The organism is Gemmatimonadaceae bacterium (assembly GCA_036273715.1).
Taxonomy (GTDB): domain Bacteria; phylum Gemmatimonadota; class Gemmatimonadetes; order Gemmatimonadales; family Gemmatimonadaceae; genus JADGGM01.
Genome location: DASUHB010000065.1, coordinates 1 through 24,018, shown reverse-complemented (window position 1 = coordinate 24,018; position 24,018 = coordinate 1). Strand labels below are relative to the sequence as shown.

25 protein-coding genes are annotated in these 24,018 nt (G+C 63.9%); 15 read left to right on the top strand and 10 right to left on the bottom strand.

Annotation, left to right across the window (positions count from 1 at the left end):
- The 3 genes from VFW04_14635 to VFW04_14625 all read right to left on the bottom strand — a co-directional run.
- Positions 1 to 455: hypothetical protein (locus VFW04_14635; GenBank protein HEX5180571.1), on the bottom strand; the 455-nt coding region annotated here is incomplete at its 3' end.
- A gap of 30 nt (positions 456 to 485) precedes the next feature.
- Positions 486 to 998, bottom strand: coding sequence for a hypothetical protein (locus VFW04_14630; GenBank protein HEX5180570.1), 513 nt, complete (start codon positions 996 to 998; stop codon positions 486 to 488).
- 505 nt (positions 999 to 1,503) lie between these two features.
- A complete protein-coding gene (locus tag VFW04_14625) occupies positions 1,504 to 2,703 on the bottom strand; it encodes a Fic family protein (GenBank protein ID HEX5180569.1) in 1,200 nt (399 codons plus the stop codon).
- A 228-nt stretch (positions 2,704 to 2,931) separates the two neighbouring features.
- Here VFW04_14625 and VFW04_14620 point away from each other — a divergent pair, with 228 nt between their 5' ends.
- From VFW04_14620 to VFW04_14570, 11 genes are all read left to right on the top strand, one after another.
- Entirely contained in the window at positions 2,932 to 3,171 is a 240-nt protein-coding gene (locus tag VFW04_14620) for a DUF433 domain-containing protein (protein ID HEX5180568.1), read from the top strand.
- A gap of 205 nt (positions 3,172 to 3,376) precedes the next feature.
- Entirely contained in the window at positions 3,377 to 3,805 is a 429-nt protein-coding gene (locus VFW04_14615; protein ID HEX5180567.1) for a hypothetical protein, read from the top strand.
- Positions 3,802 to 5,553 (top strand): SWIM zinc finger family protein, encoded by a 1,752-nt coding sequence (locus VFW04_14610; GenBank protein HEX5180566.1) that lies wholly within the window; start codon positions 3,802 to 3,804, stop codon positions 5,551 to 5,553. The genes VFW04_14615 and VFW04_14610 overlap by 4 nt, the downstream gene beginning before the upstream one ends.
- 297 nt (positions 5,554 to 5,850) lie before the next feature.
- On the top strand, positions 5,851 to 6,072 hold the full coding sequence (locus VFW04_14605) for a hypothetical protein (protein HEX5180565.1): 222 nt from the start codon (positions 5,851 to 5,853) through the stop codon (positions 6,070 to 6,072).
- A gap of 125 nt (positions 6,073 to 6,197) precedes the next feature.
- Entirely contained in the window at positions 6,198 to 6,719 is a 522-nt protein-coding gene (locus tag VFW04_14600; protein ID HEX5180564.1) for a hypothetical protein, read from the top strand.
- A 19-nt stretch (positions 6,720 to 6,738) separates the two neighbouring features.
- Positions 6,739 to 8,637, top strand: coding sequence for a DUF2779 domain-containing protein (locus VFW04_14595; GenBank protein ID HEX5180563.1), 1,899 nt, complete (start codon positions 6,739 to 6,741; stop codon positions 8,635 to 8,637).
- A complete protein-coding gene (locus VFW04_14590) occupies positions 8,634 to 9,719 on the top strand; it encodes a WYL domain-containing protein (GenBank protein HEX5180562.1) in 1,086 nt (361 codons plus the stop codon). The genes VFW04_14595 and VFW04_14590 overlap by 4 nt, the downstream gene beginning before the upstream one ends.
- Entirely contained in the window at positions 9,716 to 10,696 is a 981-nt protein-coding gene (locus VFW04_14585) for a WYL domain-containing protein (GenBank protein HEX5180561.1), read from the top strand. Before VFW04_14590 ends, VFW04_14585 begins: the two co-directional genes overlap by 4 nt.
- Positions 10,697 to 10,792: 96 nt before the next feature.
- Complete coding sequence (locus VFW04_14580; protein ID HEX5180560.1) at positions 10,793 to 11,269, top strand: hypothetical protein; 477 nt, start codon at positions 10,793 to 10,795, stop codon at positions 11,267 to 11,269.
- A gap of 326 nt (positions 11,270 to 11,595) precedes the next feature.
- On the top strand, positions 11,596 to 11,940 hold the full coding sequence (locus VFW04_14575) for a type II toxin-antitoxin system RelE/ParE family toxin (GenBank protein ID HEX5180559.1): 345 nt from the start codon (positions 11,596 to 11,598) through the stop codon (positions 11,938 to 11,940).
- Positions 11,941 to 12,836: 896 nt separating this feature from the next.
- Positions 12,837 to 13,376 carry a DinB family protein gene (locus tag VFW04_14570; GenBank protein HEX5180558.1) on the top strand — a complete coding sequence of 180 codons (540 nt, stop codon included), beginning with the start codon at positions 12,837 to 12,839 and terminating at the stop codon, positions 13,374 to 13,376.
- Positions 13,377 to 13,558: 182 nt separating this feature from the next.
- Here the strand turns inward: VFW04_14570 and VFW04_14565 are convergent, their stop codons facing one another.
- Together VFW04_14565 and VFW04_14560 are read right to left on the bottom strand one after the other, a co-directional pair.
- On the bottom strand, positions 13,559 to 13,918 hold the full coding sequence (locus VFW04_14565; protein ID HEX5180557.1) for a YciI family protein: 360 nt from the start codon (positions 13,916 to 13,918) through the stop codon (positions 13,559 to 13,561).
- A gap of 195 nt (positions 13,919 to 14,113) precedes the next feature.
- The gene (locus VFW04_14560; GenBank protein HEX5180556.1) at positions 14,114 to 15,595 is read right to left on the bottom strand and encodes a hypothetical protein; all 1,482 of its coding nucleotides are present in this window, start codon (positions 15,593 to 15,595) and stop codon (positions 14,114 to 14,116) included.
- Positions 15,596 to 15,889: 294 nt separating this feature from the next.
- Between VFW04_14560 and VFW04_14555 the strand changes: the two genes are divergently transcribed.
- Positions 15,890 to 16,177, top strand: a complete 288-nt coding sequence (locus tag VFW04_14555) for a hypothetical protein (protein HEX5180555.1) — start codon at positions 15,890 to 15,892, stop codon at positions 16,175 to 16,177.
- On the opposite strand, the gene VFW04_14550 is transcribed toward VFW04_14555, so the two are convergent.
- Both VFW04_14550 and VFW04_14545 read right to left on the bottom strand, forming a co-directional pair.
- Complete coding sequence (locus VFW04_14550; protein HEX5180554.1) at positions 16,141 to 16,938, bottom strand: hypothetical protein; 798 nt, start codon at positions 16,936 to 16,938, stop codon at positions 16,141 to 16,143. The two genes, VFW04_14555 and VFW04_14550, sit on opposite strands and share 37 nt — an antisense overlap.
- 182 nt (positions 16,939 to 17,120) lie before the next feature.
- On the bottom strand, positions 17,121 to 17,285 hold the full coding sequence (locus tag VFW04_14545; GenBank protein HEX5180553.1) for a hypothetical protein: 165 nt from the start codon (positions 17,283 to 17,285) through the stop codon (positions 17,121 to 17,123).
- A gap of 52 nt (positions 17,286 to 17,337) precedes the next feature.
- Here VFW04_14545 and VFW04_14540 point away from each other — a divergent pair, with 52 nt between their 5' ends.
- Positions 17,338 to 17,841, top strand: a complete 504-nt coding sequence (locus VFW04_14540) for a hypothetical protein (protein ID HEX5180552.1) — start codon at positions 17,338 to 17,340, stop codon at positions 17,839 to 17,841.
- Between the two features lie 380 nt (positions 17,842 to 18,221).
- Here the strand turns inward: VFW04_14540 and VFW04_14535 are convergent, their stop codons facing one another.
- Complete coding sequence (locus VFW04_14535; protein HEX5180551.1) at positions 18,222 to 18,650, bottom strand: type II CAAX endopeptidase family protein; 429 nt, start codon at positions 18,648 to 18,650, stop codon at positions 18,222 to 18,224.
- 328 nt (positions 18,651 to 18,978) lie between these two features.
- Here VFW04_14535 and VFW04_14530 point away from each other — a divergent pair, with 328 nt between their 5' ends.
- Positions 18,979 to 19,617 (top strand): dihydrofolate reductase family protein, encoded by a 639-nt coding sequence (locus tag VFW04_14530; protein HEX5180550.1) that lies wholly within the window; start codon positions 18,979 to 18,981, stop codon positions 19,615 to 19,617.
- 79 nt (positions 19,618 to 19,696) lie between these two features.
- Here the strand turns inward: VFW04_14530 and VFW04_14525 are convergent, their stop codons facing one another.
- Both VFW04_14525 and VFW04_14520 read right to left on the bottom strand, forming a co-directional pair.
- The gene (locus VFW04_14525) at positions 19,697 to 20,341 is read right to left on the bottom strand and encodes a trimeric intracellular cation channel family protein (GenBank protein HEX5180549.1); all 645 of its coding nucleotides are present in this window, start codon (positions 20,339 to 20,341) and stop codon (positions 19,697 to 19,699) included.
- Positions 20,342 to 20,587: 246 nt separating this feature from the next.
- Positions 20,588 to 21,010: a hypothetical protein gene (locus VFW04_14520; GenBank protein ID HEX5180548.1), complete on the bottom strand. Its 423-nt coding sequence runs from the start codon at positions 21,008 to 21,010 to the stop codon at positions 20,588 to 20,590.
- Between the two features lie 616 nt (positions 21,011 to 21,626).
- Between VFW04_14520 and VFW04_14515 the strand changes: the two genes are divergently transcribed.
- Positions 21,627 to 23,756, top strand: a complete 2,130-nt coding sequence (locus tag VFW04_14515; protein HEX5180547.1) for a TonB-dependent receptor — start codon at positions 21,627 to 21,629, stop codon at positions 23,754 to 23,756.
- The last annotated feature ends 262 nt before the right edge of the window (positions 23,757 to 24,018 follow it).

Sequence of the window (24,018 nt, the reverse complement as noted above, 5' to 3'; positions counted from 1 at the left end):
CGGCCCACCGCGCGTCCAGTAGCGAACACGATCTTGCCCACCTGAAAATCGCTAACGTTGGGCGCGTTGGCGTCGAAGCTCCATGACATGCCGTCGCCTCCCGCGGAGCGGATGGCTTGATCGCCGTGTTCCATGAGGATGACGCCGGGCTGATACTCGACATCGGGACTCCGCTTGGGTGCGACGCCGAACTTCACCTCGCTCGGACTCAGCGTGTGCGGATCGATCGCCGTCAGCACGGTCGTGCCGGGCGATGTTTGCGGGTGGTCGAGCCACGATGGCGGGTCAACCGCGCTGTCCTGTTGGGCAGACGCGACGGCCGGCTGCGGGGCCGCAGATTGCTGCGGTGGCGGCGATGGCGGCGGAGGCGAAGGGGCCTTCTTGCAGGCAGACGGTGCAACGGCGGCACCCAAGACTGCGATCGCGACGGCGCGGCGGCACGAGGCGATGTTCACTGTGCTCTCCGGTTGGTCGGGCAGGGATACTCAGGGATTCGTCGCGAACAGCTTGTTGCACACGGCGCCGAGCGTTTGGCCTAACCGTGCGCCCGACTGCTTGAAATAGCCCTCGTTGGCCACCAGCAGGAAGGTGCACACCCGGTTAGGCGCCTTGTAGGCCGTGATGCCGCCCGTGTACTGCAACGCCCTGTCGCCAACACCCGGCAGCGCCAGCGTATCCGGAAGGAATTTCACGCCCGCGTTGAAGCTCGCGATGTTATCGGAGCTCAACGACAACTGGATGCTGCCATCCGCCGCTTCGACCGTACACGATGTCGCGTTCCTCGTCTTCGGCGTGCCGGGACCGGGCAGCAGCGCGGCATTGACCTCGGGCGTGAAATACTTTGCGCACGCGCCGGCGCCGAGCCTCGTCCAATCGCCACCCGATCCTCCGGCGCTCGGATCTGCGGCAGCCGATTGGCTCGATGCGGACTTCTCGCAGGTGCCAGGCGAGTTGGCGAGCGTCGCCGCCAGCATGAGATACAACGCGGCCCGGGTCACACGAACCTCCGTTGATCCGCTCACTGGACACCTGCCGGCGGCTTGACGTTGGAATAGTCATAGCGAGCGCTAGTATTCAGCAGAAGTATCCGGTCCACGCCGATGTGAGCGGGGGCAAGGGATTCTGCGTGAGAGTCTCCAACGACGCTGCTTCCCGCGAGAACAGCATGAACATGTTCCTCAAGCAGTGGGCAGCGAGCAACATCGAGAGCATCAACACCAACTGGACCAACCAGTAGGAATGCCGTCGTATCGAACAGCCGCTCGAGCTTCGTCACGTTGCGGCCTAACGCCGAGCTCACGTGCAGCCGAATCTACTAAGAGCGCTGGGCGCAGCCAGCACGATTCCGCAGATCGGCTGTCAGTTGCGGCGTTCGTTAGACAACGTGATCATCGAAGCTTGGGGAACGGTGCGACGTCGTACAAGCCATACCGGAAAGTTAGGCAGAAGAGCGGCCGCGTGCCCTTGGTCGACCGTAGGTGAGTCCACTGGCGCCTTCGGATTCTATCGCTGTATCGAAAGCTTGCCCGCTTCGAGTCCTTCCAACAGCTCGAGCAATCCCACCGCTTCCCACACCCGGTTCCGCGGCGAGTTCGATACCGGCTTGAGCACGCCGGCATGCTGCAATTGCTCCATCGCCTGATACACGGCTGCCCGCGCGCGCTGCGTCGCGGCAATTGCAGTCGGCGCGGTGATCATAGGATGCGCAGGCAAGACGTCGATGACCGCCCACGCCGCGGCGCCTGCCCGAGGAGCGCCATGACGCTCGAGTGCCGCGCGCCACGCGGCGACTTTTCGTTCGACGGCGCCCAAGTACCCGCGCGCCAGCTCGGCTGACGCCGCCGTCGCATCGGCGAAGCGTTGAATCCATGGCCCCACATCGGCGCCGCGAAAGCTCGTTAGGCCGTCAACGTACCCGCTCTTCGTTGCCGCCAGGATCACGCTGATCGGTGGCACGTACGCCCGCGCCAGCCCGCGCCGCTTGAGCACCACGTGGATCAGCGCGCGGCCGGTGCGCCCATTGCCATCGACAAACGGATGGATGGTCTCGAACTGCGCGTGAACGAGTGCCGCTTGCACGACCGGCGGCAGCGTGTCGTCGTTCACTGCTCGGCACAGATCGGTGAGGAGCTTCCCGACGTCTTTTGGCGGAGGCGGTACGAAGTCGGCGCCGCACGGGTTGTAGTCGTTGCCGCCAATCCAGTTCTGCCGATCGCGAACCAGTCCGGCCACGTTAGGCGTTGCACTCGCCCGCATGAGCCGCCGGTGGATCGCCACAATGTCGGCCAGCGCGAATGCCTCCGTCTCGGCGGCGTGGTCGATGGCGAGCTCCATGGCATCGATGTTGGCGAGGATCTCGTGCGCCGTCTGTGCGATCTTCTCGCCCGTATCCGACTGTGCCTCCGCGCGCGCCAGTGCGCGAGCACCGAGCGCGATGCCTTCGACCTTGGACGAGGCGATGGATTCCGTGCGCAGCAGCAGTCGCGCGAGCGGAGACAACGCGGGATGTGCCCGGTTGTTCAACGCGGCGACGGCGGTTTCCGCCGCAGACACGGCACCGGCGGTGCCAGCATCCAGCGTGACGACGAGCGCCGCCAGCCGCTCCGGTACGAACGCGCGATACCTGCACGCGCGCCGGTAGCGTGCCGGCGCATACAGAGTCGGGTCGTGCTGCCAAACGAGGTCGCGGAAGGAGCCAGGCAAACTGAACGCCCGAGTGACTGTTAATTCAGTTTACAGCATAAACTGAACTAAGGCAAGGTGCCTCGTTCAGTTTTCCGCCCCACGCCCACTCCCCAAACTGCTCATTCACGGATCCGCTATCCTCATTTGGTTGATTGGCTCCGAAACCGCTTGACCTGTCCCACCGACTGGTCTAGGCTGGTAAGGGCATCATCGCCGCCGATCCTGGCTCTCGCCCGGAGAACTCATATGCCATGGCAAGACTGCATAGTCTCCGATCCCGAGGTCGTCGTCGGGAAGCCGGTTGTTCGCGGCACACGCCTCACCGTCGACTGCCTGCTGGGCCTCCTTGCGGCAGGTTGGTCGACGGAGCAGTTGCTCGCCAGCTATCCGCAGCTCACGCCGGATTCGCTGCGTGCGGTCTTCGCGTACGCCGCCGAGGTGACGCACGATGAGATGCTCCACCTCCTTCGGCGCGGCGCTGCGTAAGGCGAATGCGACTGCTCGCCGCTGAGAACGTCCCACTGCCAAGCATCGAGGCGCGGCGGGCGGGCGGTCGTTGATCGCGACCGTGTTCGTCAACGTCGGCTGCCACTGAGCGAGCCAAGTTGGGAGTGAGTCGTGGAATGCGAGCGGCGCGCCGCGTCTCGTTGGGCAGGTGTTCATAGGCCACCCTCGACTGTTATCGAGTCTCGTGATCAAAGAAACCAACCCTCCCGACGACTCGTTTCCGACCGCGGAGACCTTCGTCGACTGTTGCGGCGAGCCGCACGAATTCGCCCTCGAGTTGCTCAGAACGGCGAGCGGCTACTTTCTCCGCGCAACTGAGTGCGCGTCGAAGGACGATGGTTACGCCTTTGCGGCGCACTCGGAAACCGGTCCCTATCTGGCGTTAGGCCGGCTGAGAAGCAAGCTCCAGAAGGGCCTGGCGACCCGATACCTGGCGGCGGGCGAGACACAGCCGCGTTTGGGGCATGACGTCGCGGTCGGTCGCATCTCGTATGGCGGAGTCGTCGTCGACGGGCAGTCTTTGACCTTTGATGAGCTCGCGGCAATCCTGTCGGTGTACGAGGGTTGGCAGTTCAAGCTCGAGATCGTTGATCCGTACGACGCGCTTCCGTGAAACGGCCGAAGCTCGGAGAACGTCTCGACCGTCGCGCCCTTCGGAAATTGTCTGGCGAGCAATCCTACGAACGTGGCCAGCACTACTTCGCGAGCGGTCGGGTGCGCTCGGTCACCGAGGACAAAGGAAGACTCTCGGCCACGGTGCAAGGGGCGCGGGCGTATCGCGTAAGCCTCTGGGTAAAACGGCTTGATGTGGAGTACTCCTGCACGTGCCCGCTGGGTCGAGACGGCGCGTTCTGCAAGCACTGTGTTGCCGTTGGGCTGGCATGGCTCGCCGACCAGTCGCCGACCTCAGAGGGCGGTCGCAAGCCGACCGTTAGGATGCGAGATGTACGCCGATATCTCGCGGCTCAAGAGAAATCAGCGCTCATAGACTTGGCTATGGAGCACGCCAAGGAAAACGATCGGATACGTCAACGACTTTTACTGCGCGCCGCGAGGCTTGATGCCAGAGGCATCGACCTCGACACGTATCGACGGGCGATCGACGCTGCAGCGGACGCCGGCGACTTCGTTGAGTACGGCGCCGTGCACGACTACGCCAAGGGCATCCACGACGCCATCGATTCCCTTGACGAGCTCCTGCGAGAAGGCGGTGCGGACCAAGTCGTCGATCTAACGGAGCACGCTCTCTCCGTTGTCGAACGGGGATTGCAAAGCGTTGATGACTCGGATGGATACATGGGCGGCATCCTCGAGCGCCTTCAGCAGCTGCACTTGGCGGCATGCAGAAAGGCGAAACCGGATCCAAGACAGTTGGCGAGACGTCTCTGGGAGTGGGAGCTCCGAGGAGACTGGGATGTTTTCAGCGGGGCGGTGGAGACGTACGCCGGCGTTTTGGGTCGAGCGGGGATTGTTGCCTACCGCCAACTTGCCGACGCGGAATGGGCCAAGCTTGCGGCGGTCGGCCCGCGCGGCGCCGATAGGGGCGATCATGCGCGGCGGTTCCGGATTACTCGAGCCATGGAGGCCTTGGCTCGGCAAACCGGCGACGTGGAGGCAGTCGTCGCGGTCAAGAAACGCGACCTGTCGTCGCCGTACTACTACTTGCAAATCGCCGAGGCGTACAAAGCCGCGCGGAAACACGACCTGGCGCTCGAATGGGCCGAACGCGGCGTCCGTGAGTTTCCCGAACGGACCGAATCGCGGCTCCGAGAATTTCTCGCCGACGAATATCACCGACGGAAGCGCGACGATGAGGCGATGGCGATCATCTGGGCGGAGTTCACCGAATCCGCGCAGCTGGAACAATACCGTGTGCTAAAGAAGCACGCTGCGCGTACTGGATCGTGGAACGTGTGGCGAGAGAAGGCGATCGCATTCATCAGGGAATCACTCGCTACCGCCGAGAGCAACGCACAAAGCGCCAGATCGATCTGGTCGCGCCACACAGACAGCGGTGAACTGGTTCGGATTCTTCTGTGGGAGAAAAAGGCGGATGCCGCGTGGCACGAAGCCCTGGCTGGTGGCTGTTCAGACGGGCTCTGGTTAGCCCTGGCTCGGAATCGGATGAAGGAGCATCCCAGTGACGCACTGCCGATATATCAGCGCCTGATCGAGCCCACGCTGATTCGCAAGAACAAGCAAGCGTATCGCGAAGCAATCGGACTTCTCCGGCAGATTCGCGATCTGATGTTCCGCGTAGGAAAGGAACGGGAGTTCGAGCGGTATCTCGCTCAAGTGCGCTCGGGTCACAAGGCGAAGCGGAATTTCATCGCCCTCCTCGACCACGCAACGTGGACGTAGGGCGTATGTCCAGCGCAAGCTCGGCGCGTTAGGCCAGAAGAGGCTGGTGATTTCAGACACACCCGCTGGATGGACGATCCACCTCGACGGCAACTCGAGGTGGACGCTCCCCGAGCGCGGAGCGCAACCACTCTTCTGCCTCGAGATCGCAAACGAAACTCGGCGCGTGCGTGTGCGACCTCGAACGGCGCTCAGTAGGGCATAGTTCGGTACAACACCACACCTTCAACGTGGCAGTACGTTGACACGCCCGGGAACCTTGGACTTACACCGTATGACGCCCAGCAGGAGAACTGCATGGATCGACCCAAGCCGAGCCGCGAAAGCGCCGAGCAGAAAATCATGGCGCTGCATGTGTGTTCACTTTGCGAACAAGAACTCCACCAGGGCGACCACGTCCACGTGTCGGTCGAGTCATCGAGTGGACTGCAATTCGTCGTACATCTACGTTGCTTTCGCGCGGCGCTGAGCGCGCACACCCAGCATCTGTTGGACATCGCGACCGTGGTCGTCCGCTAGGCGAACCGGCCGCTAATCCATGAGTTAGCGAATAGCTCCTGCCGGCTCGCGGGAAGGCTGTCAGAGGGGGTTGATATCGTTTGGCCATGCGCAATCCGCCAGACCTTTCCACTCGAGGCCTAACCATGAAGCGATCCAATTCCGCTCTCGCCTACGCAGCATCCCTCGCGACGCTCCTAACAGGCCTTTCGGGCTGCGGCCTCATCCTCGGCGGCGGCAGCCGGCAAACCATTCAAGTCATGGCCAGCCCGGCGGATACCAAGGTCTCTACGGCGCCGGAGACGGCTGAGTACACGGCCCCCACCACCCTCGACCTCAAACGCAACACCGACTACACCATCCGCTTCGCCAAAGACGGCTACTCGCCGGCCTCGATCCAACTCGAGAGCCATGTCCGCGCGGGATACGTCGTGGCCGACGTGCTCCTAACCGGGTTGGTCGGCGTGGTCGTCGATGCGGCGTCGGGCGGGTGGTCCAAGCTAAGCCCCGAGTCTGCGTCAGTCACACTCACCAAGGTTGCCATGCAGCCGGGACCGGACAGTGTGACCGTCGGCCTCACGCTGCGCCGCAGCGGCGACAGCAACCGTGTCGCCGTTCAATCGAGCGCGCCGGGGGTAACCCTCGACGTCTCGGCGGCCAAGCGTTAGGCTTGAGGTACTAGCTCCAATGACTACATCTACAGTGCCTTCGCCCAACGCCGGCCTCGCACCCAGGCCGCGCACGCTCTCCAAGTCCGACTTCATCCTCGCCCGCGATTGTGCGGCCAAGCTGTATTTTCGCGAGAACGGCTATCCGGACGCACGCCGCAACGATCCCTACCTGGCGATGCTGGCCGACGGCGGCTACATGGTCGAAGCACTCGCCAAAGCACGCTACCGGGACGGCATTCAGCTCGAGTACGGCCGCGACGTCGCCATCGACTTCGCCCGCACCCGCGCGGCGCTCGAGGCGCCTAACGTTACGCTCTTCGAAGCGACCCTGCTCGTTGGGCGGCGCCAGGCGCGCGTCGATATCCTCGAGAAGCGCGGAAACGTCCTCCGTCTCGTCGAGGTCAAGGCCAAGTCGTTCGACGGCACTGAGCACGCGCGCCAACTGGCACAGAACCGGTCGGGCGTATTTCTCAGCAAGAAGCAACCCTATCGCGTAAACAGTGACTGGAGCGACAAGCTCGCCGATCTCACCTTTCAGGTCGTGCTGCTCGAGCACCTGATGCCGGGCTTCGTCATTCAGCCGGTGCTTGCCCTGGTGGACAAGAGCAAATCCACCGGACTCGACAACGTCCCCGGATACTTCGAGTTGGTTAGGCGCCCGTCGTCGGACGGAACGATGCGGCTGCACACCGCGCGCTATATCGGATCGGCGGAGGACCTCGCACGGCTCGATCTCGTCACGGAGGTCGACGTGGCGCGCGAGGTGGCGATCATGCACGACGAAATCGCCGAGTTGGCACTGCTCTTCGAAGCGCGGCTCGATTCTGATTTCGAGGCGCACACCGCCGGTGTCGAGCTGGGATCGCACTGCGACAAATGTGAATTCCGCACGCCCGGCGAGACTCGCAGCGGTTTCGGCGAGTGCTGGGGCGATCTCGCCGGCGCTGAACCGCACCTGCTCGATCTGTATCGCGTTGGAACGGCCAAAGCACCGGACGGCACGCACCTCTTGCCCTACATGTTAGGCCGCCATTCGGCATCCCTGCTCGAGGCGCCGATCGACGGCCTCATCCAGGCGGATCGCAATCCCGGGGGCAATGCCGCGCGCCAACGCCGCCAGATCGAATACACTCGGGCCGGCTCCACCTACGTTGGGCCAGAGCTCCGGGGCAAGATCGAGATGCTCCACGGGCCGATCCACTTCATCGATTTCGAGACCTCGCGTCTCGCGCTGCCGTATCATCGCGGGATGCGGCCGTACGGCCTGGTCACGTTCCAGTGGAGTGCCCACACGGCGCGCACGTTGGGTGGACCTCTGGCGCATCGGGAGTGGCTCAACAACGTGGACATTTGGCCTAACCAGTCGTTCGCGGAATCGCTTCGAGCGGCCATTGGCGACGAGGGGCCTGTGCTCACCTGGAGCCACTTCGAGGCAACCACGCTCAAGCAAATCGTGTCGGATTTGGAACGCTTTGGGCACGACGCTCCCGACCTCGTGCGGTGGCTGTCGGACGTATTCGAGCGGCGCATCGTCGACCTGTACCAGTGGGCCTGCCGTGATTACTACCATCCGGGAATGGGTGGCAGTTCGTCCGTTAAGGTGGTGCTCGATGCGCTGTGGCGTACCGACCCGATCCTGCGCCGCCAGTTCGTCGAGTGGTCGGGCCTAAGCGGCGAGCCCGCGAATGACCCGTACCGCGCATTGCCGCCGATCGAGATCAACGGCGTTTTGCAGGAGGTGCGCGAAGGCACCGGCGCCATGCAGTCGTATCAGGAAATGATGTACGGCGAGCACAAGAACGACGCGGCCACACGCGATCGGTGGGCGACGCTGCTCAAACAGTATTGCCGTCTCGACACCCTCAGCATGGTGCTCATCCTCGAGCATTGGCGGCGCGCGGTGGGCCTCGCGTGACGTCGTCCAAGCTCCAACGCTGGACCGATCTCATTGTCGGCCTGCTCCGTCACCGGTTAGGCGTCACGTTCACGGAGCTGGCCGACGACGTGCCCGCATACGCGCTCCCCAAGCGCCCAACGGAACGCCAGAAAGCAACGGTCAAGCGCATGTTCGAGCGCGACAAGGCCGAGCTCCTCGCGTTCGGGCTGCCGATCGAGACGATCGGTGGGGAAGGCGAGATCGAGAAGTACCGTTTGCGCCCTTCGAACTTCTATCTGCCGTACCTCTCGATCCTCGACCACTCCGGACGCGGCAAGACGCCCTCGCGCGTCGACCGCGACGGCTATCACTCCGTACAATCGCTGACCTTCAGTCCCGACGAGCTGACCGCGTTGGGCGCGGCCCTCGCTCGTGTCCAGAAACTGGGCGATCCGCTTCTGGCTGAGCACGCTCGCTCGGCCGCACGCAAGCTCGCGTTCGACATACCGGGCATCGAGTACGATGGACAGGACGACGTGGCCGTGCGCGCGGAGCGTGTGGACGCCGCCGTGTTTCCGGTGCTGAATGAAGCGCTCCTCGGCCGGAAGCGCCTCACGTTCACGTATCACTCGATGTCGGGCGACTCGACCGCGGCGCGAACGGTCGAGCCGTTAGGCCTGTTCTTTCTCAATTCGCACTGGTACCTGGCCGCGCGCGACGCCGGCGCGCACGTGGTCAAGAACTTCCGCGTGAGCAGGATGCAGCGCGTGGCCGTCAACCGAGCTCGGCCGCAGAGCGCCGACTTCGTCGTTCCGGCTGGCTTCGACTTGCGCGAGCATGCCCGCTCGCGCCAGGCCTGGGAGTTGGGCGACGCCGACGGCGTTGAAGCAGTGGTCGAGTTCGTCGCGCAGACCGGAGCCGCGGCGCCGTGGATGCAGTTAGGCGCACCGGTTGCCGGCCAGCCCGGGCAGCGTAACTACCGGGTGAGGTCGCTCGACCGGTTCGTGCGCTGGCTCATGTCGTTGGCCGGCGCGGCGCGTCCCGTGTCGCCGCCGGACCTCGTGGATTCGTACCGCGGCGCCTTGCACGCGGCGCTGCGCTGCTACCAGGGCAGGCCATGACGACCAGGAAGCAAGCGGCGCTGACCGATGCCCCGGCTCAGCTCAAGCGCCTGCTCGCGATCGTGCCGCGCATCGCCGACGGCGAAGAACACTCCATCGCGTCCATCGCCGAGATGCTCGGTGTCTCGGCGGAAACGGTGGCGAATGATCTGGTGTCCGTCGGCGAGCGGTACGACACGCCGGGCGGGTTCATCGAAGGCCTGCAGGTGTTCATCGAAGCGCAGAAGGTGTCCGTTAGGACCGGGCACTTCCTGCGTCCCATGCGCCTTACCGTCGCCGAGTTGCATGCGCTCGACTTGGGGTTGGCGATGATCCGCGCCGAACGGCCGGCCGAGGAATGCGCGACGATCGAGAAGGCGCGAGAGCGGATTCGGGCCGTGGCTGCCAAGCTGCCCAACGATTCCACACCCGAGGCGCACTACGCGGCAGCTGCAGCAGAGGCCAATCCGCACTTGCCAGCCGTGCGCGACGCACTCGCCAATCGTCGCAAGCTGCGCATCTCGTACCGTCGCGGCGACGCGACGTCCGCCAGCACGCGCGTCGTGTGTCCGTATCGGTTGATCCTCGCCGGCCCGGGTTGGTATCTGGTCGCGCACTGCGAGCATAGCAAGGGCGTGCGCGTCTTTCGCGTCGATCGGATCGAAGAGGCGCAGCCGTTAGGCGAGAAGTACGTCGCACCGCAGCCGGCGGCGCTCGCGGCAGCGTTAGACAGCGGACCGGTGTTCGCGTCGACCGATGCGCCCGTCACGCTGCGCGTCCAGTACTCGGCCCGGATCGCACGCTGGATCGCGGAGCGAGAGCAGGGGAGCGCCGAGGAAGATGGTTCGTATCTCGTGGAGTATCCGCTTGCGGACGTCGACTGGGCGCTCCGTCACGTGCTGCAGTATGGAGCCGAGGCGGAGATGCTTGCGCCCGCCGAGGTGAGGCAGGCTATCCGGGCACGGTTGGAATCAATGCTGGCCGAGGTCGACCAGTGAGCGCTTACCAAGCGGGGCCAGGCGAGCTCGACTATACTATAGTAGTTCGGTATTTCATCGGTATCAACAATCACCGGACGCTGAACCCGAGTTTCCATGAATCCCTACAACGGCTACACCGGTAAGGAACGCGAAGCCAAGCTTCGCGCCCAGCATGCGCGCGTCAAACGCGGCTTTCCTGCGCACCCGCCGGGTCCGTGCAGCATCTGTCAGGATCCGACTGCGCCAGCCGAAGCCCACGCCGAGGACTATTCGCTCCCATATCTCTGGGAGCCGCCGGCAGAGTACGCGCTGTGCCGGTTGTGCCATCGCGATCGGTTGCACAAGCGATTTCTCAAGCCCGATATCTGGGCGACGCACAAGGTCCACGTTAGACGAGGCGGTTACGCGAGCGATGTGCGCCGGCCGGAGATCGTTCGAGAACTCGATGCGTTCCGTAAGGCGTGGCGGAACGGCGAGACGCTCGAGCTGAGACAGTTGCGGCCCCGCATCGTGCCGGCTGACACATGGTGGGAACGACTCACCACCGATCCGAGCTCGCTTACTTCAGCCGAGTCGCGGCCACGCCAATAGCCATCGGGCTAGGTGCCGCCGTGTCAGGTACAGCGTGCCGAGGGTATGTGGGCGATGAGGTTTAGCTCCGCGTGGCTTGGTCATGCCAGGACGGCATCACGACGCGACGCGCTCGATCGACCTTCGATACGCGTGGCAATGAAAGGATCACGATAGCGAATCGGATCCGCACTACGCTGAAGCGCCAACAACGCAGCAGGTGGCATCGCGCCGTTCGACCTTCCGGCAGGATGGACTCAGCTGCGCCCGTTCAACCATTGTGCGCTACAATGTAGTAGGCTACATTGTAGTATAGTCATGGACTGGCAGGACCCGGGACCGCTCCTTTGCATCTGTACTTCATTGAAACGAACGTGTTCACAAAGCGCGTGATACAGCTCGGTCTGGAGAACGAGCTGCACGACCTGCAAGGCGAGTTGCTGGCCAATCCGACCGCCGGTGACACCGATGCCGGTACCGGCGGCCTCCGCAAGATTCGTATGCGCGCTGCGCGACGGGCGAAAGGGAAACGCGGTGGAGCGCGAGCGCATTATCTCTATCTTGCGGCGCACCGTGTCATCTACTTGCTGTTCGTCTATGGCAAGGATGAACAATCGACCCTGAGCCGGGATCAGAAAAGGCAACTGAGGGCCATGGTCGAATCCATCAAGCGCGAGTGGAACGCTCAATAAGAATGAACGGGTCGACGCCCGTGCCGGACGCTCCGTTCTCTGGTGTTCTGCGATGAGACTGAGAGACCTATGAAGAAGGACCTGTTTGCTGAGTTGATGCAATCGGTGGGCGAAGCGGCGGAGCATGCCCGCGGAAAGCGGGATCTTCGTACGACGGTGCTTCCCGAGGCGCCCGCTGCGTTGAGCGCGGCGGACATTCGCGCTATGCGGAAGAAGTTGAATGCATCGCAGGCGGTGTTCGCGCGTTGCCTGAACGTCAGCGCGCAGTTGGTGCGCGCGTGGGAGGCGGACAGGCGTCACCCGGATGGCGCAGCGCTGCGCTTGCTCGACATTGGGCGCCGAGAGCCGGCGATTGTGTTCCCGGCGCTTGTCAGCTCAGGGACAAAGACATCGCTCAGTAAGAACGTGCGGCGCGACGCAAGGCGCCGCGTTGCGCGATCGCGCGCGGCATCTCCTTCACGACAAGCGCTGCGGTAGTTCTAGCCACAGCCAACAACGCCGTTACAACGCGCGACGGAGCGGTACGCATCAGTCAGTTCGCCGAGCTCGATCGAGCGTCGTAGGTTCCTCGGTCGACAGAGCGGCGACCGCACGCGTTCATGGACCACCCTCGACTGACACTTGCCGGGGAACTATGCCTTATCGACTCCGCTATCGAGTCTCGTGATCAAAGGAAACCAACCCTCCCGACGACTCGTTTCCGACCTCGGAGACGCATCGCACCTGCTGCTGGATGCGGCCATGCCGGCAAGTATTCCGTCGATCGCTAGGGATTACATCGTGTGAGAAGATCTCGACAATGACCTCCGAGTCAAAGGACGCCGGCGCGCGGTGGAGATATGCTCCGACGTCGCGCGCACAAAATCGGACTCGGCTTTCGATCCATCGAGGTGCTCATGGAACAGAAGCTGGTCGACACGATCGCGCTGCTAACGAGCACGCCTGCGACGCTCAATGTGTTGCTTCGCGATCTGCCTGAAGCGTGGACGTCGCACGACGAAGGCGAGAACACATGGACCGCGTTCGACGTCGTGGGCCATCTGATCCACGGCGAGCGCACGGATTGGATGCCGCGCGTGCGAACGATCCTCGAGTTCGGCGACACACGGACATTCGTGCCGTTCGACCGCTTCGCCCAGTTCCGAGAAAGCGAGGGCAAGTCGCTGCCGCAACTGCTCGATCAGTTTGCTCGGCTTCGTGCAGATAATCTTGCGGAGCTGCGCGCGCTGAATCTGCAGCCTGCAGATTTCGAGCGCCGAGGGCGTCATCCGGCGCTCGGGGCCGTCAATCTGTCACAGTTGCTTGGGGCCTGGGCCGTGCACGATTTGACTCATCTGCACCAGGTTTCGCGAATCATGGCTCATCAATACCGGGACGCCGTAGGCCCATGGAGCAAGTTCCTCGGCGTACTGCAGTGCGCCGGCCATAGTGCTTGATCGCCGGCGCGCACCCGCGGATGGGCCGCCGCGCACTGGGTGGTCGAGTTGCACGAACCAAACGCGGTCGAGACGATGTAGATCCAAAACGCCTCGCGCCGGGTGACCCGCCAGACGTACACCCGGCGTAGCGATGGCGCTCGATCGGAGGTTGTCGATTCGACAGCGTTCGCACGTCCTCATCACGCGGCGGGCACGACACGTGTCGGCCGTACCTCGACTGCCCCGACGTGCTCGAACGGCGCCCGCTTCGCCCATTCGAGCGCCGCGTCGAGGTCGGGAACTTCAATGACGCACAATCCGCCGAGTTGCTCCTTCGTGTCGGCGTATGGTCCGTCCTGCACGCGTGGCTCGCCATCGCCGGGGCGGACAGTGGCGGCCGTTTTAGGCGGCTCGATGCCGAGCGTCGTGATGAGGACACCGGCCTCCTGCAACGACCCAACGTAGCGCATGAATGCCCCGGTGTTCGCGTCGCGGCGTGCAGGATCGGTGCGGGCGGCAAACTGGGCGTTAGTCTGGTAGATCATCAGCGAATATTGCACGTGTTGTCTCCATTCTTGTGTGATAAATGAGTGTGGCGCGTCGTCGCACGACGAGCGGCTGGTGAACGCGCGATAAACTACGATCCGGCTGATCGAGTATGTGAGTAACAAGCGTGACGCGATTCTCGACCCACTCGATGATCTGCGCTGCGATCCTGGCAACGAATCAGGGGCCCGGACGCGGTCAAACCGGGCTTACGGTTCCACACCGACGGGCGAGCGAGGCGAGCCGACGACATCCACCTTCCAACCCCGCGCTCGCAGCCGCTCCGCAATCGCCGCGAACTGAGCGCGCTCCGAGACCGCGCTCGAGTATGCCCAACGGAGCGATGGGACATACACGAGCAACGCGCCCTGCAGGTTCGGTACGTCGACCTGCTCGATCCAGACTGAATCTCGCGCCTCGTGAGTCGGCTTAATCCATTGACCGCGCGCAATCGGCCGAAGAGCCGCGAGGGGCGCACCGTAATTCCTGAGCGACACGGAATCGCCGCCGGCGCCGGCGGGCGATACGTATAGGGGCAGTCGCTGCTTCGCTACCCACGACGCGCCGCCCGACGGAAACGCGGTGCCGAGGATCGCCCCGACGACCTTCCCGCCCGAGTCATTCGCGGCGAGCCAAGCCGCTGCACGCTCGGCGTTGAGCGGCAGGTTGCCAGATTCCAACAACAGCCAATCGCGACCAACTTTGACCGCGGCGATCGGTGCACCGGGCGTGGCAAACACGGCGATCCGTCCGCCAGCTGCCAGGTGCGCGCGGGTAAGCGGCAGATCCGCCATCGGACGTCGGGCGTGTGCCAGATATTCGGCGCGAATCGACTCGCCTAACACGAGCGAGTCGGCGGGTAACGACGGATTGTATGTGACCGAGAGAATCGTCATGCGCTTGTACGGCTTCCCGACGCGCACGATGTCCCATTCCGATGGACTTCTGACATTGGCCACGGAGTCGTATCGCCAGACCGAATACCACTCCTCGACGGACATCGGTCCCCACGGAGCCAGACCGAAGTCGTTGGATTCGTCCGCCTGATACCGCGCCATCGTGAGGAACCCATCGCCACGTCGAAAGAACACCGTCGTCGGGTATTGGTCGATCGTCGCGGAGACAGCGGTCTCTGCCTCCCCGCCGATCGTCGTGTCGTGGTAGCGGCGCAGATCTCGCGCGTCGCGCAACAGCAACAGCAATCGATCAGGCGTGAACGCGAAGAGCTCGTGCCGCTCGTCAACGTACGCCACGTTGAGCGCGGTCCAGTGATCGATGGTGCGGCCGGCGTTCGCCACGCTCGGCAGCGGCGTCGCGCTGTACCGCGCGGCGATCGTGTCCGTCACGAGATCGGTCATCGCGGTCCATTTGTCGCCGTTGGGGAAGCGCCGCTCATTGTGCCACGTTCGCGACACGTAGTCGCGCATGTCGGTGCTCAGCTCATAGCTCGGCGCATCGGTGAACGGACGGGGATCGAAGCTCGTGGTGAGCCATTGCGTGACCATCGAGTAGCGTACCGTTCTGATGGCGCGAAGCGCGTCGAGGCCGCCCATCCGGGCGATCGCCGTGTCGACGATGGCCAGTGCAGCCGGATCGTGATGCGGTGGCGCCTGAGCGCCTAACGACAACGGCGTTGTGCAGGCGAAGCCGGCGGTGAGCAGTAGGCGTGCGGCCGCGCGGATCGAGGGCATGGTCGAGACTCGCTGAGAGTAGAGCGGTGACGGCGTGATCGAAGCAACCGTGTGAGCGGGTGTGGCCGCGAAGGCGAGGAGCGAGGACGTGCGCGAACACGGCCCGGAAGCCTCGGGCAGTTGGGCGCCATATCCTCGCGCGCGTGCGCCACCGGCGCTACGGTCGTGCCGGCCCGTTGTCGCCAATGGCGCGCTCCATGTCGCCGGTGGCAAGTGCCGAGGATCCTCCAGACGCGCTCGGTTACGCTGTGTGCGCTCAGCCGATCACCTGCGCATCGAGAAATCGGACATCGCGTGGGCAGTTTCCAGATGGCCGTCCTGTTAGGCAGCGTCCAGTGCAGCCGCACGAGGCGTCCGCTCGCGCTCGAAACGAACGCGACGGTCGTTGGCGACTCCTGGACCACGAGGCACTTCACGGCGCCGGCTGCCGTGCGCAGCGTCGTCGTTCCGGTCACGCGAAACGTTGCGAGATGGACCGTCACGCCGGGCGCACGCAAGACCTCCAAGGCAGATCAAACGTTGTGGAGCGATGAGAGAAGCACCGATCAACCCGCCCGGGTCGAATCGCTCCCGAAGACGTAGCGGAAGTGCGCCTTGTCCGCGTGGCGATTGACATCGAATCGCACGATTCTCCTCGTTGTGCCATCGATCCCGTAGTGGCCGATGATCACCTTGTCAGCGAAGCGCACGTTCCAGACACCGGTACTGTCCGTTCCTTCGACCTGGATGGTGTCCGTTTCGAGTGCGTTGTCGCCTTCGGAGTAGAGCGGCACGATCGCACGGTATCCCGCGTGAAGCGGGACGGACCGTACGAGCTCATCCAGCTCGTTGAAATTGAACACGCGGAACGGGTACGTCGCAGTCGATGGCGCCACCGAGGAATCGGGCGCCGTCACGGCTCGCCGAACGCGCGCGCCATCGTAGTCGTATCGCGTCCGCGTGCTGCCCGAGTGCTGGATTTCCCAGATGGGTGCCAATCCATCGCGCCGTACCAGGGCACTATCGACAAATGGCCGCTGGCTGCCGAGCTGCGATAGAACGATCATGACGGCCGGGGTGCCGTGATATGCCGTGAGCACATAGTCCTTCTGCGCTCCTCCGAGATCCCGGTACACGGAATCGCCATTGGACTTGCGGTCCGCGACGAAGTGGATATTGATCGTCGCGCTCTCGAAACGGACAGAAGCGAGGTCGCTGGAGCCCGGCAGCAGCATGCCGCGTGCGATGGAGGGCGCCGTGCCATGCCTAACGGTGCACGCAGCCAAGGCTGCGAGAAGGACAACTCCCGCGCCGGGACAGGACAACGAGAGATATCGGGGCCATCGGACAAAGAGCTTGACCACGGTTGCTCCATGGGTGCGAGTGTATCCGTGTAGGGTGGCAATCCGTCGGACACGCAACGCCGCATTGTACTCAACCGATCGCGCATCAGTGTAGCCGCTAAGTGTCACAATCGCGCGCGAGAACTGTCATGGCGCCGAGTGTGTTGGGCGGCGATCGACATCCATACCGCGTGCTGAATGCGTTAGATCCGCGGAGAGTGGCGCTGTTGCTGATCGGTGACGCGAAGACGGGCGACGATTGCTGGTAGGAGCGATTTGTTCCCGTCGCCGATCGCCTGTACGACGAACACGTCCGAACCATCAAACCGGAGGGCCGCGCGCGAGATGAAACGGGAGATCGCCGACATTTATCCGCTCCAGGTCGCATAACAGTTGCGTGCACCAGGTGGGTCGCACGCCGTGTGCGCGCGGCTACGCGAGATCAGCAAGGCCGATGAGAGCGAGGTTGAGTTGCCGACGACCCGCCTAACGCAATCACTGACTCCGAACCACCGCTTGTTGGTCGCCTTCCGCATTGGTCAGCGCAAGAACGGGCTCGAATCGGGCGGCAGGGCGCTCGATTGTGTGGAAACGGTGCCTGAGTCCGCTGGTCGAACGCGTCCGCGCCGGTATCGCTCACCGGAGCGGCAACGGCAGTTCGACGGATCGGCCCTCGGACAGGAACGCCGAGCGCAGCATCTCGCGCTCGATCTCGGCGCGCGTCCAATCCGGATGCTCCTGACTGAGGCGCGCGACGAGCAGCTGGCGTGCAACACGGCTCATCTCCAGCGCCAGTGCGAGCCGCTGCAGGGTCGTCACAACAACTGGGAGCTCACGATCCATCTCTCGTACACGCGGCATGTCATGCTGCATCGGATGGGACCTGCAGCCGGCAAGTTTCCGCATCGCCTAACGCAACCGTGATGGCCGGCCTTACCGTCGCGGGTCGACGGGGCCGCATGGCTCGATGAGCTCACTTTACTCGAGGCGCTCCATGAGCGGCTCGGGACAGCGGTGTCCGATGCGAGGCGCGAGTTGCTGGCAACCGTGCGGCGCGGGCGGGCGTTGACGAGATGGAAGTGTTAGGCGTGGCGACAGGTGACGCGTAGCACGCTGGGCAGATGAACCTGCTTGGCCGAATGTGGGAGACGGGGCCACGTGCTGTGCGTTGAAGCACCGCTTATTCGCCCGCCCACAGCACTGGCACCTTCACTCGCTTACCGCGAGCAAATCGTCTAACCGCAAGCTAAAGCACGCTGATGATATCCGAGGCAGCATGCGCCAACATGCCCGGAATCAAACTCTTACGGAAGAACGCCAATATTCCATAGAGTACTCCGAGCACTGATATCAGCGTCATGTTCCTTGATGCCCTGATAACCATGCGCTAACCCGAACAACAGCGCCTGAAGCAGCACCGCAGCGACCGCGCTATCTGTCAGGTCGGAGATCTGCCGTTGCAGATAGCCACGAAAGATCAATTCTTCGCAAAATCCCGCCGACAGAGCCATCACGATCCAGAGTGACATTTCGGCCTTTCCATGAGGAAGCAGGTCAAGGAATGATCCCCAATGTTCCGGTCCGAGCAGACGGATTACAAGCGGCGCAACTGCTATCCAGATGAGCACCAGGCCGATTGCAAGAGCGATATCCCAGCAGATCCTGCCAATCGTATCCCATTTCAGTCCGAGAAGATCGCTGACGCGAATATGCGGCCTCAAGCCCAGCTTCACATATCGCCAACGGCTGCTTGTGCGGGTACTTTTTCGCTCGCGTGCATTGGCACGGGCGATGCAGTCGCCGCAAGCTCACGTGGCCGGCTCTGCGGCTGTCCGGCAAGCGCAACCACGACAGCACATACGGCAATCGTCGTCGGCGTAGACATCGAGCCCCCATTTTCGCCTAACCTACGGCGGCGACAGAAATTTGTACGTTGCAACATGTGGCCGAGTTTTGTCACGCCCCGACTCTCGCGCAACCACGTTATGGGCGCGTTATTTAGGCGTTGGTCCGGTGCCCGCGTCTCAACACAGTGTCCACCCGCTCCACAGGAACATCGCCGTGTCGACGGTTATCGCACTCATGTCCATGTCGCTCGACGGCTTCGTCGCCGACCGCGACGACGGCGTGGCCGAAGTGTTCGACTGGTACTTCACCTCGGGGGACGTCGAATTCCGCACCCGAGGCCCGGATCCTTTTCTGTTCAAGGTGTCCGCGCAGAGCGCCGAGCACATTCGTGGGTTGTGGGCCGAGCTCGGTGCGCTGGTCACCGGTCGGCGAACCTTCGACGTTGCCGAAGGTTGGGATGGGAATCACGAGTGGGGACCGGCCTTTGTCCTAACGCACAACATCCCGGCTGGTTGGCCACGGCCCAACTCGAACGTCCGCTTCGTGACCGACGGCGTCGAAAGCGCGATCAAGCAAGCCAAAGCGGCCGCGGGCGAGAAATCGGTTGCGGTCCACGGCGCAGACACGATCCAACAGTGCCTGAATGCGGGGCTGCTCAATGAGCTCCACATCGACATCGCGGCGGTGCTGCTCGGCTCCGGCATTCGGCTCTTCGACCATCTCAACGGCACGCCGATGGTGCTTGGCAACCCCAAGGTCATCGCCGGCGTCGGTGTGACGCACCTGCGCTACCCACTCATCCCGACTCGCCGGGGTTGGCCGTCGACGCGCGCGCCGAGTCCTCGGCGATAGCTCGCGGCGGGTCGATCCACCGTTAGGCTGTTGAGACAGTCGTCCAATCCACGACGCGGTGGTCCCGAACAGCGGTCGGTCAGGCGCTCGATCCGCGGGCCTTTGGCAACTGCCAACTGCGCCGAATGGCCAGGTATCTGAGCCCGAAACAGACAATCGCTCCAACGATTGTTGTCGCGGTGCCCGGCATCTGAAGGAGCCCGCCCACCACGACCACCCCCGCGCCGGCGAGCGCCGCAACCGCATAGATGTCGCCGCGCAGAACTGACGGGACCTGCGCCGCCAGAATGTCGCGCACCATCCCACCGCCGATCCCGGTGAGCATGCCAAGGAGCACGGCTGTGATCGGACCGAGATGAAAATCGAGTGCCTTCTGCGCACCGGAAACCGCAAAGAGCGCCAGCCCCGCGGCGTCGAAGATCTGGACTGCGTCTTTCATCCGGTCGATGATCCCGCCCGCGTAGAACATGGCCAGGCCCGCGAGGATGGGAACGGCGATATAGCGCCAGTCGGCAATGCCGGGCGGAGGCACAGCCCCGATCAACAGGTCGCGAAGGATGCCGCCAGAATTGGCCGCGACAAAAGACAGCACGAGCACGCCGAAAATGTCGAGCCGCCCTTTGATGCCGGCGGCTGCGCCACTCAACGCGAAGACGAACGTGCCACAGAGGTCGAGGACCAGCACCAAAGTGCTGAAGGTGACCAAATGCGATAGCTCGCTCACGCAGCTACGCGGCTAGCCACGCCTGCGCGGCGACCACCAGCCTCTCCATTCCCGTCTCGAGCGTTGGGTGGATCACCGGTGCGAAGCGCGGATTGTGATTCGTGGGTTTGATCGCCAAGCCGGCCGTCCGCCTTGGCCTTGGCGTAAGATGGTACCACCCGACGGACCAGAACACAGCAGGCAAGAGCCACTCTGCGCCGAATGATCCCAAGACCTCGCTCGCAGTAGTCGGCTGGGATTCCTCGACTACTTCATCGATACATTGGTGTAGAGCAGCCGTTTGCTGTTCGGCGTGGTGACGCTTTGCGTCGCTTCGGCGGTGACGAAGAGCTCGAACTCGTGCAATGGCGTGACCGCCGTAAGACTGCCGTTCAGGTCGGAGTCGACCCTCAGCGCGCCAATATTCTGTGGACGCGCGCTCGGCTCGTGTCCGAGCACCCAGACCACGTACGTCGTCGCTCCCGAACTGACCCGGTCCGGCGACGCCAAATGTCGCACGACGAGTTCAAGCTTGGTGTTTCCGTTGTCCGTGGAGCTGATTTTTACAGAGGACTGGGCTGCCGGGATCTCAGGAGCTGTCGTCAGCTGAATCCGCTTGGGGCCGAAAACGCATGCGGTTGCTGACGCAAGCACGATCGTGGCGAAGAGAGTGATTCGGTGGTTTGTCATGACCGCACTCGTTCCTCATGTCGGCCGAAGGCGCGAGGTTGCACCTCCACGGATTCCGGGCGAGCGAGATGCCACCCGGAATTGGCCGCGCGTATCGACGCCGCAAGCCTTCACACGCCGCTGATCGAGAACCCGTGGGGCGACGCGTATCCAGCATGCTCGATCAGGTCTCTCTCAATCCACCGAAACAACCGATTCAACTCACAACGGATAAGACATCGTCACTCAGCCGCGGTGCCCGGTACCTCAGCCTGCTGAAACAGGCGGTGCACAACAAACTCGTGCACAGATCCGCTGCGGCCTAACCGGCGTGACACCCCGGTACCGGCGTTGCACGAATGCGAAAATCGCGCCTGGCTTCGTAGCGGCTGCCTTGGAGGCAACGGCGATAATACACAGAGAGGGATTTATCGCGGCCTGCTACCTGACTCTCACATTCCTCTCTCTGCCGATGTCTCTGCAGTCCAGGCAGGCGCAAGCCCGGTGAAAATCGAGCATGGGGACTTTCACGAAGCAGGTGGGCCTGAGCACGTAGCCGGTGAAATGGGGTGGGCCGTGCAAGCTCTGCGCTCGCGGGACCTGGTCTCTGGCGCCCTGATGAGACGACATTGCTGATATGCGCCTGCGCACTCCCTCTACGTTCAGCTGCACGCTCCTCGCGCTCTTCGCGCTCGCGCCGCGGTCGGCCGCCCAACAGGGCGACACGACGCGCCGCGTCGACACGGTGTCCATCCGCGACACCGTGCCGAGGACGCTGGCGCCGGTCGTGACTGTGGCGCGCGAACGCGGCCGGTCGCCGCTCGCCGTGCCCTTCGCCGTTACCACCATGCAGCCGGACAGCATGCGACCCGGCCAGATGCACACGCAGCTCGACGAGACGCTGCTCCTCGTGCCGGGCGTCGTCGTCCAGAACCGCGACAACCCGTCGCAGGACCCGCGCGTCTCCATTCGCGGCTTCGGCGCCCGCTCGGCGTTCGGCGTGCGCGGCGTCCGCATTCTCCGCGACGGCATGCCGCTCACCATGCCCGACGGCCAGACCGCCGTCGACTATCTCGACCTGGAATCCGTTGGGCGCATCGAGGTGTTCCGCGGCAGCGCGTCGGCGCTCTACGGCAACGCGTCGGGCGGCGTGGTCGACCTGCACACCGAGGCGCCGCCTAACGATCCGTTCGCGCTCCAGCTCCGCGGGTGGACCGGGGACTACCAGCAGCAGCGGTGGACGGCCGCGTTCGGCGGTACCGACGGCGCGATCGGCTACGTGGGCGACATCAACTACACCGACCGCCTGGGCTACCGCGACTACTCCCGGCAGATCGCCACCAGCGGCTACGGCAAAATGGGGTGGACGGCGGGCGGCACCGACTATGCCGTGCAGGTGCTGGGCTACAACATGCCGTTAGGCACGAATCCCGGCGCCCTCACCCGCGCGCAGGCCGACAGCGCGCCCTGGATGGCCGATCCGCTGTCCGTGCTCAAGCGCGCCCGCAAGAGCGTCTCGCAAGGGCAGCTCGGTCTGTCGGGCCGCCACCAGGTAGGCAAAGGCCAGCTCTCGGCCAACCTGTGGGGTGGAACGCGCGACCTGTCGAACCCGCTCACGTACGCCATCGTCGACGTGTACTGGCATTCGTACGGCGGCGGCGTGCGCCTCGATCAACGCGCACACTTGTTCGGCCTCACGCACGACCTGACCGGCGGCATCGACCTGGCCCGCGAATCCGACCACCGCCGCAACTTCGCCAACTGCAACGGCGCGGCGCCGTCCGCCAACTGTCCAACGGCCGGCGTCGAGCGCGGCGCCGCATCGATCGACGAGAACGAAACCGTCTCCAACGTCGGCCCGTACGTGCGCGACCAGGTGCAGTTAGGCGCGCGCTCGCTGCTCTCGCTGGGCGTGCGCGCCGATCTCGTGCGGTTCCAGGTCGACGACCACCTCATTACGCCGGATATGCCCGACGCGTCGGGCGCACGCACGCTCAACGCCGTGAGCCCGATGGCCGGCTTGGTGTTCCGCCTCACGCCGCTCCACTCGCTCTACACCAACGTCTCGAGCGCCTTCGAGACGCCCACCACCACCGAGTTAGGCAACAAGCCAGACGGCTCGGCCGGCCTCAACCCCGACCTCAGGCCGCAATACTCCACGACGTATGAGCTCGGCGCCAAAGGCATCGCCACGGGACGCGTGGAATACGACGTCGCCGTGTTCGATACCGAGGTCCGCGACGAGCTCGTCCCGTTCGAGGTGCCCGACGGCAGCGGCCGCACGTTCTACCGCAACGCCGGCCGCACGCGCCGCCAGGGCGTGGAGCTCGGCGCGCACGCGCTGTTGGGCAGCGTGGAGTTGGGCGGCTCGTACACGGTGTCGCACTACCGCTTCCGCCGCTTCGTGGTCGATTCGGTGAGCTATGCCGGCAACGCCATCCCCGGCGTTCCGGCGACCCAGCTCCAGCTCGCCGCGACGTGGCGGCGGGCCGGCTGGTTCGCCACGCTGGAAGGCATCGCCGCGAGCCACGTGTATGCGGACGACGCCAACACCGCCGCCGCGGCGGGCTACTCGATCGTCAACATGCGGTTAGGCGCGACGTCGCTCTTCGGCAACCCGTGGATCGCGCCCATGTTCGGCGTCGACAATCTGTTCGATGCGAAGTACATCGGCTCGGTGAACGTCAACGCGTCCAACGGCAAGTATTACGAGCCGTCGCCGGCGCGCACGATCTACGCTGGACTGACCGTAGCCGTGGGACGCTGACTAGAGCCGCGCGCTCAGTTCGGTGGAATAGCCCGGACAAAGAAGTTTTTGTTATCCCTTGGACCCTTCGTCGAGGAGGCCTGGTCCTCGCGCGATCACTTGTGAGCGCGGAGCCGAGTCCCCACGACAAAGGGTTCAAAGGAAAACGAAAAGGATGTAAGGGATGGGGAAGATCGCAGCCATGGACGTCCAAACATCATCGTTCACGTATCTGGGGTAGGTCACGCGCGCGAACAACGCACCCTCCCTCGCGTGGCAGCGA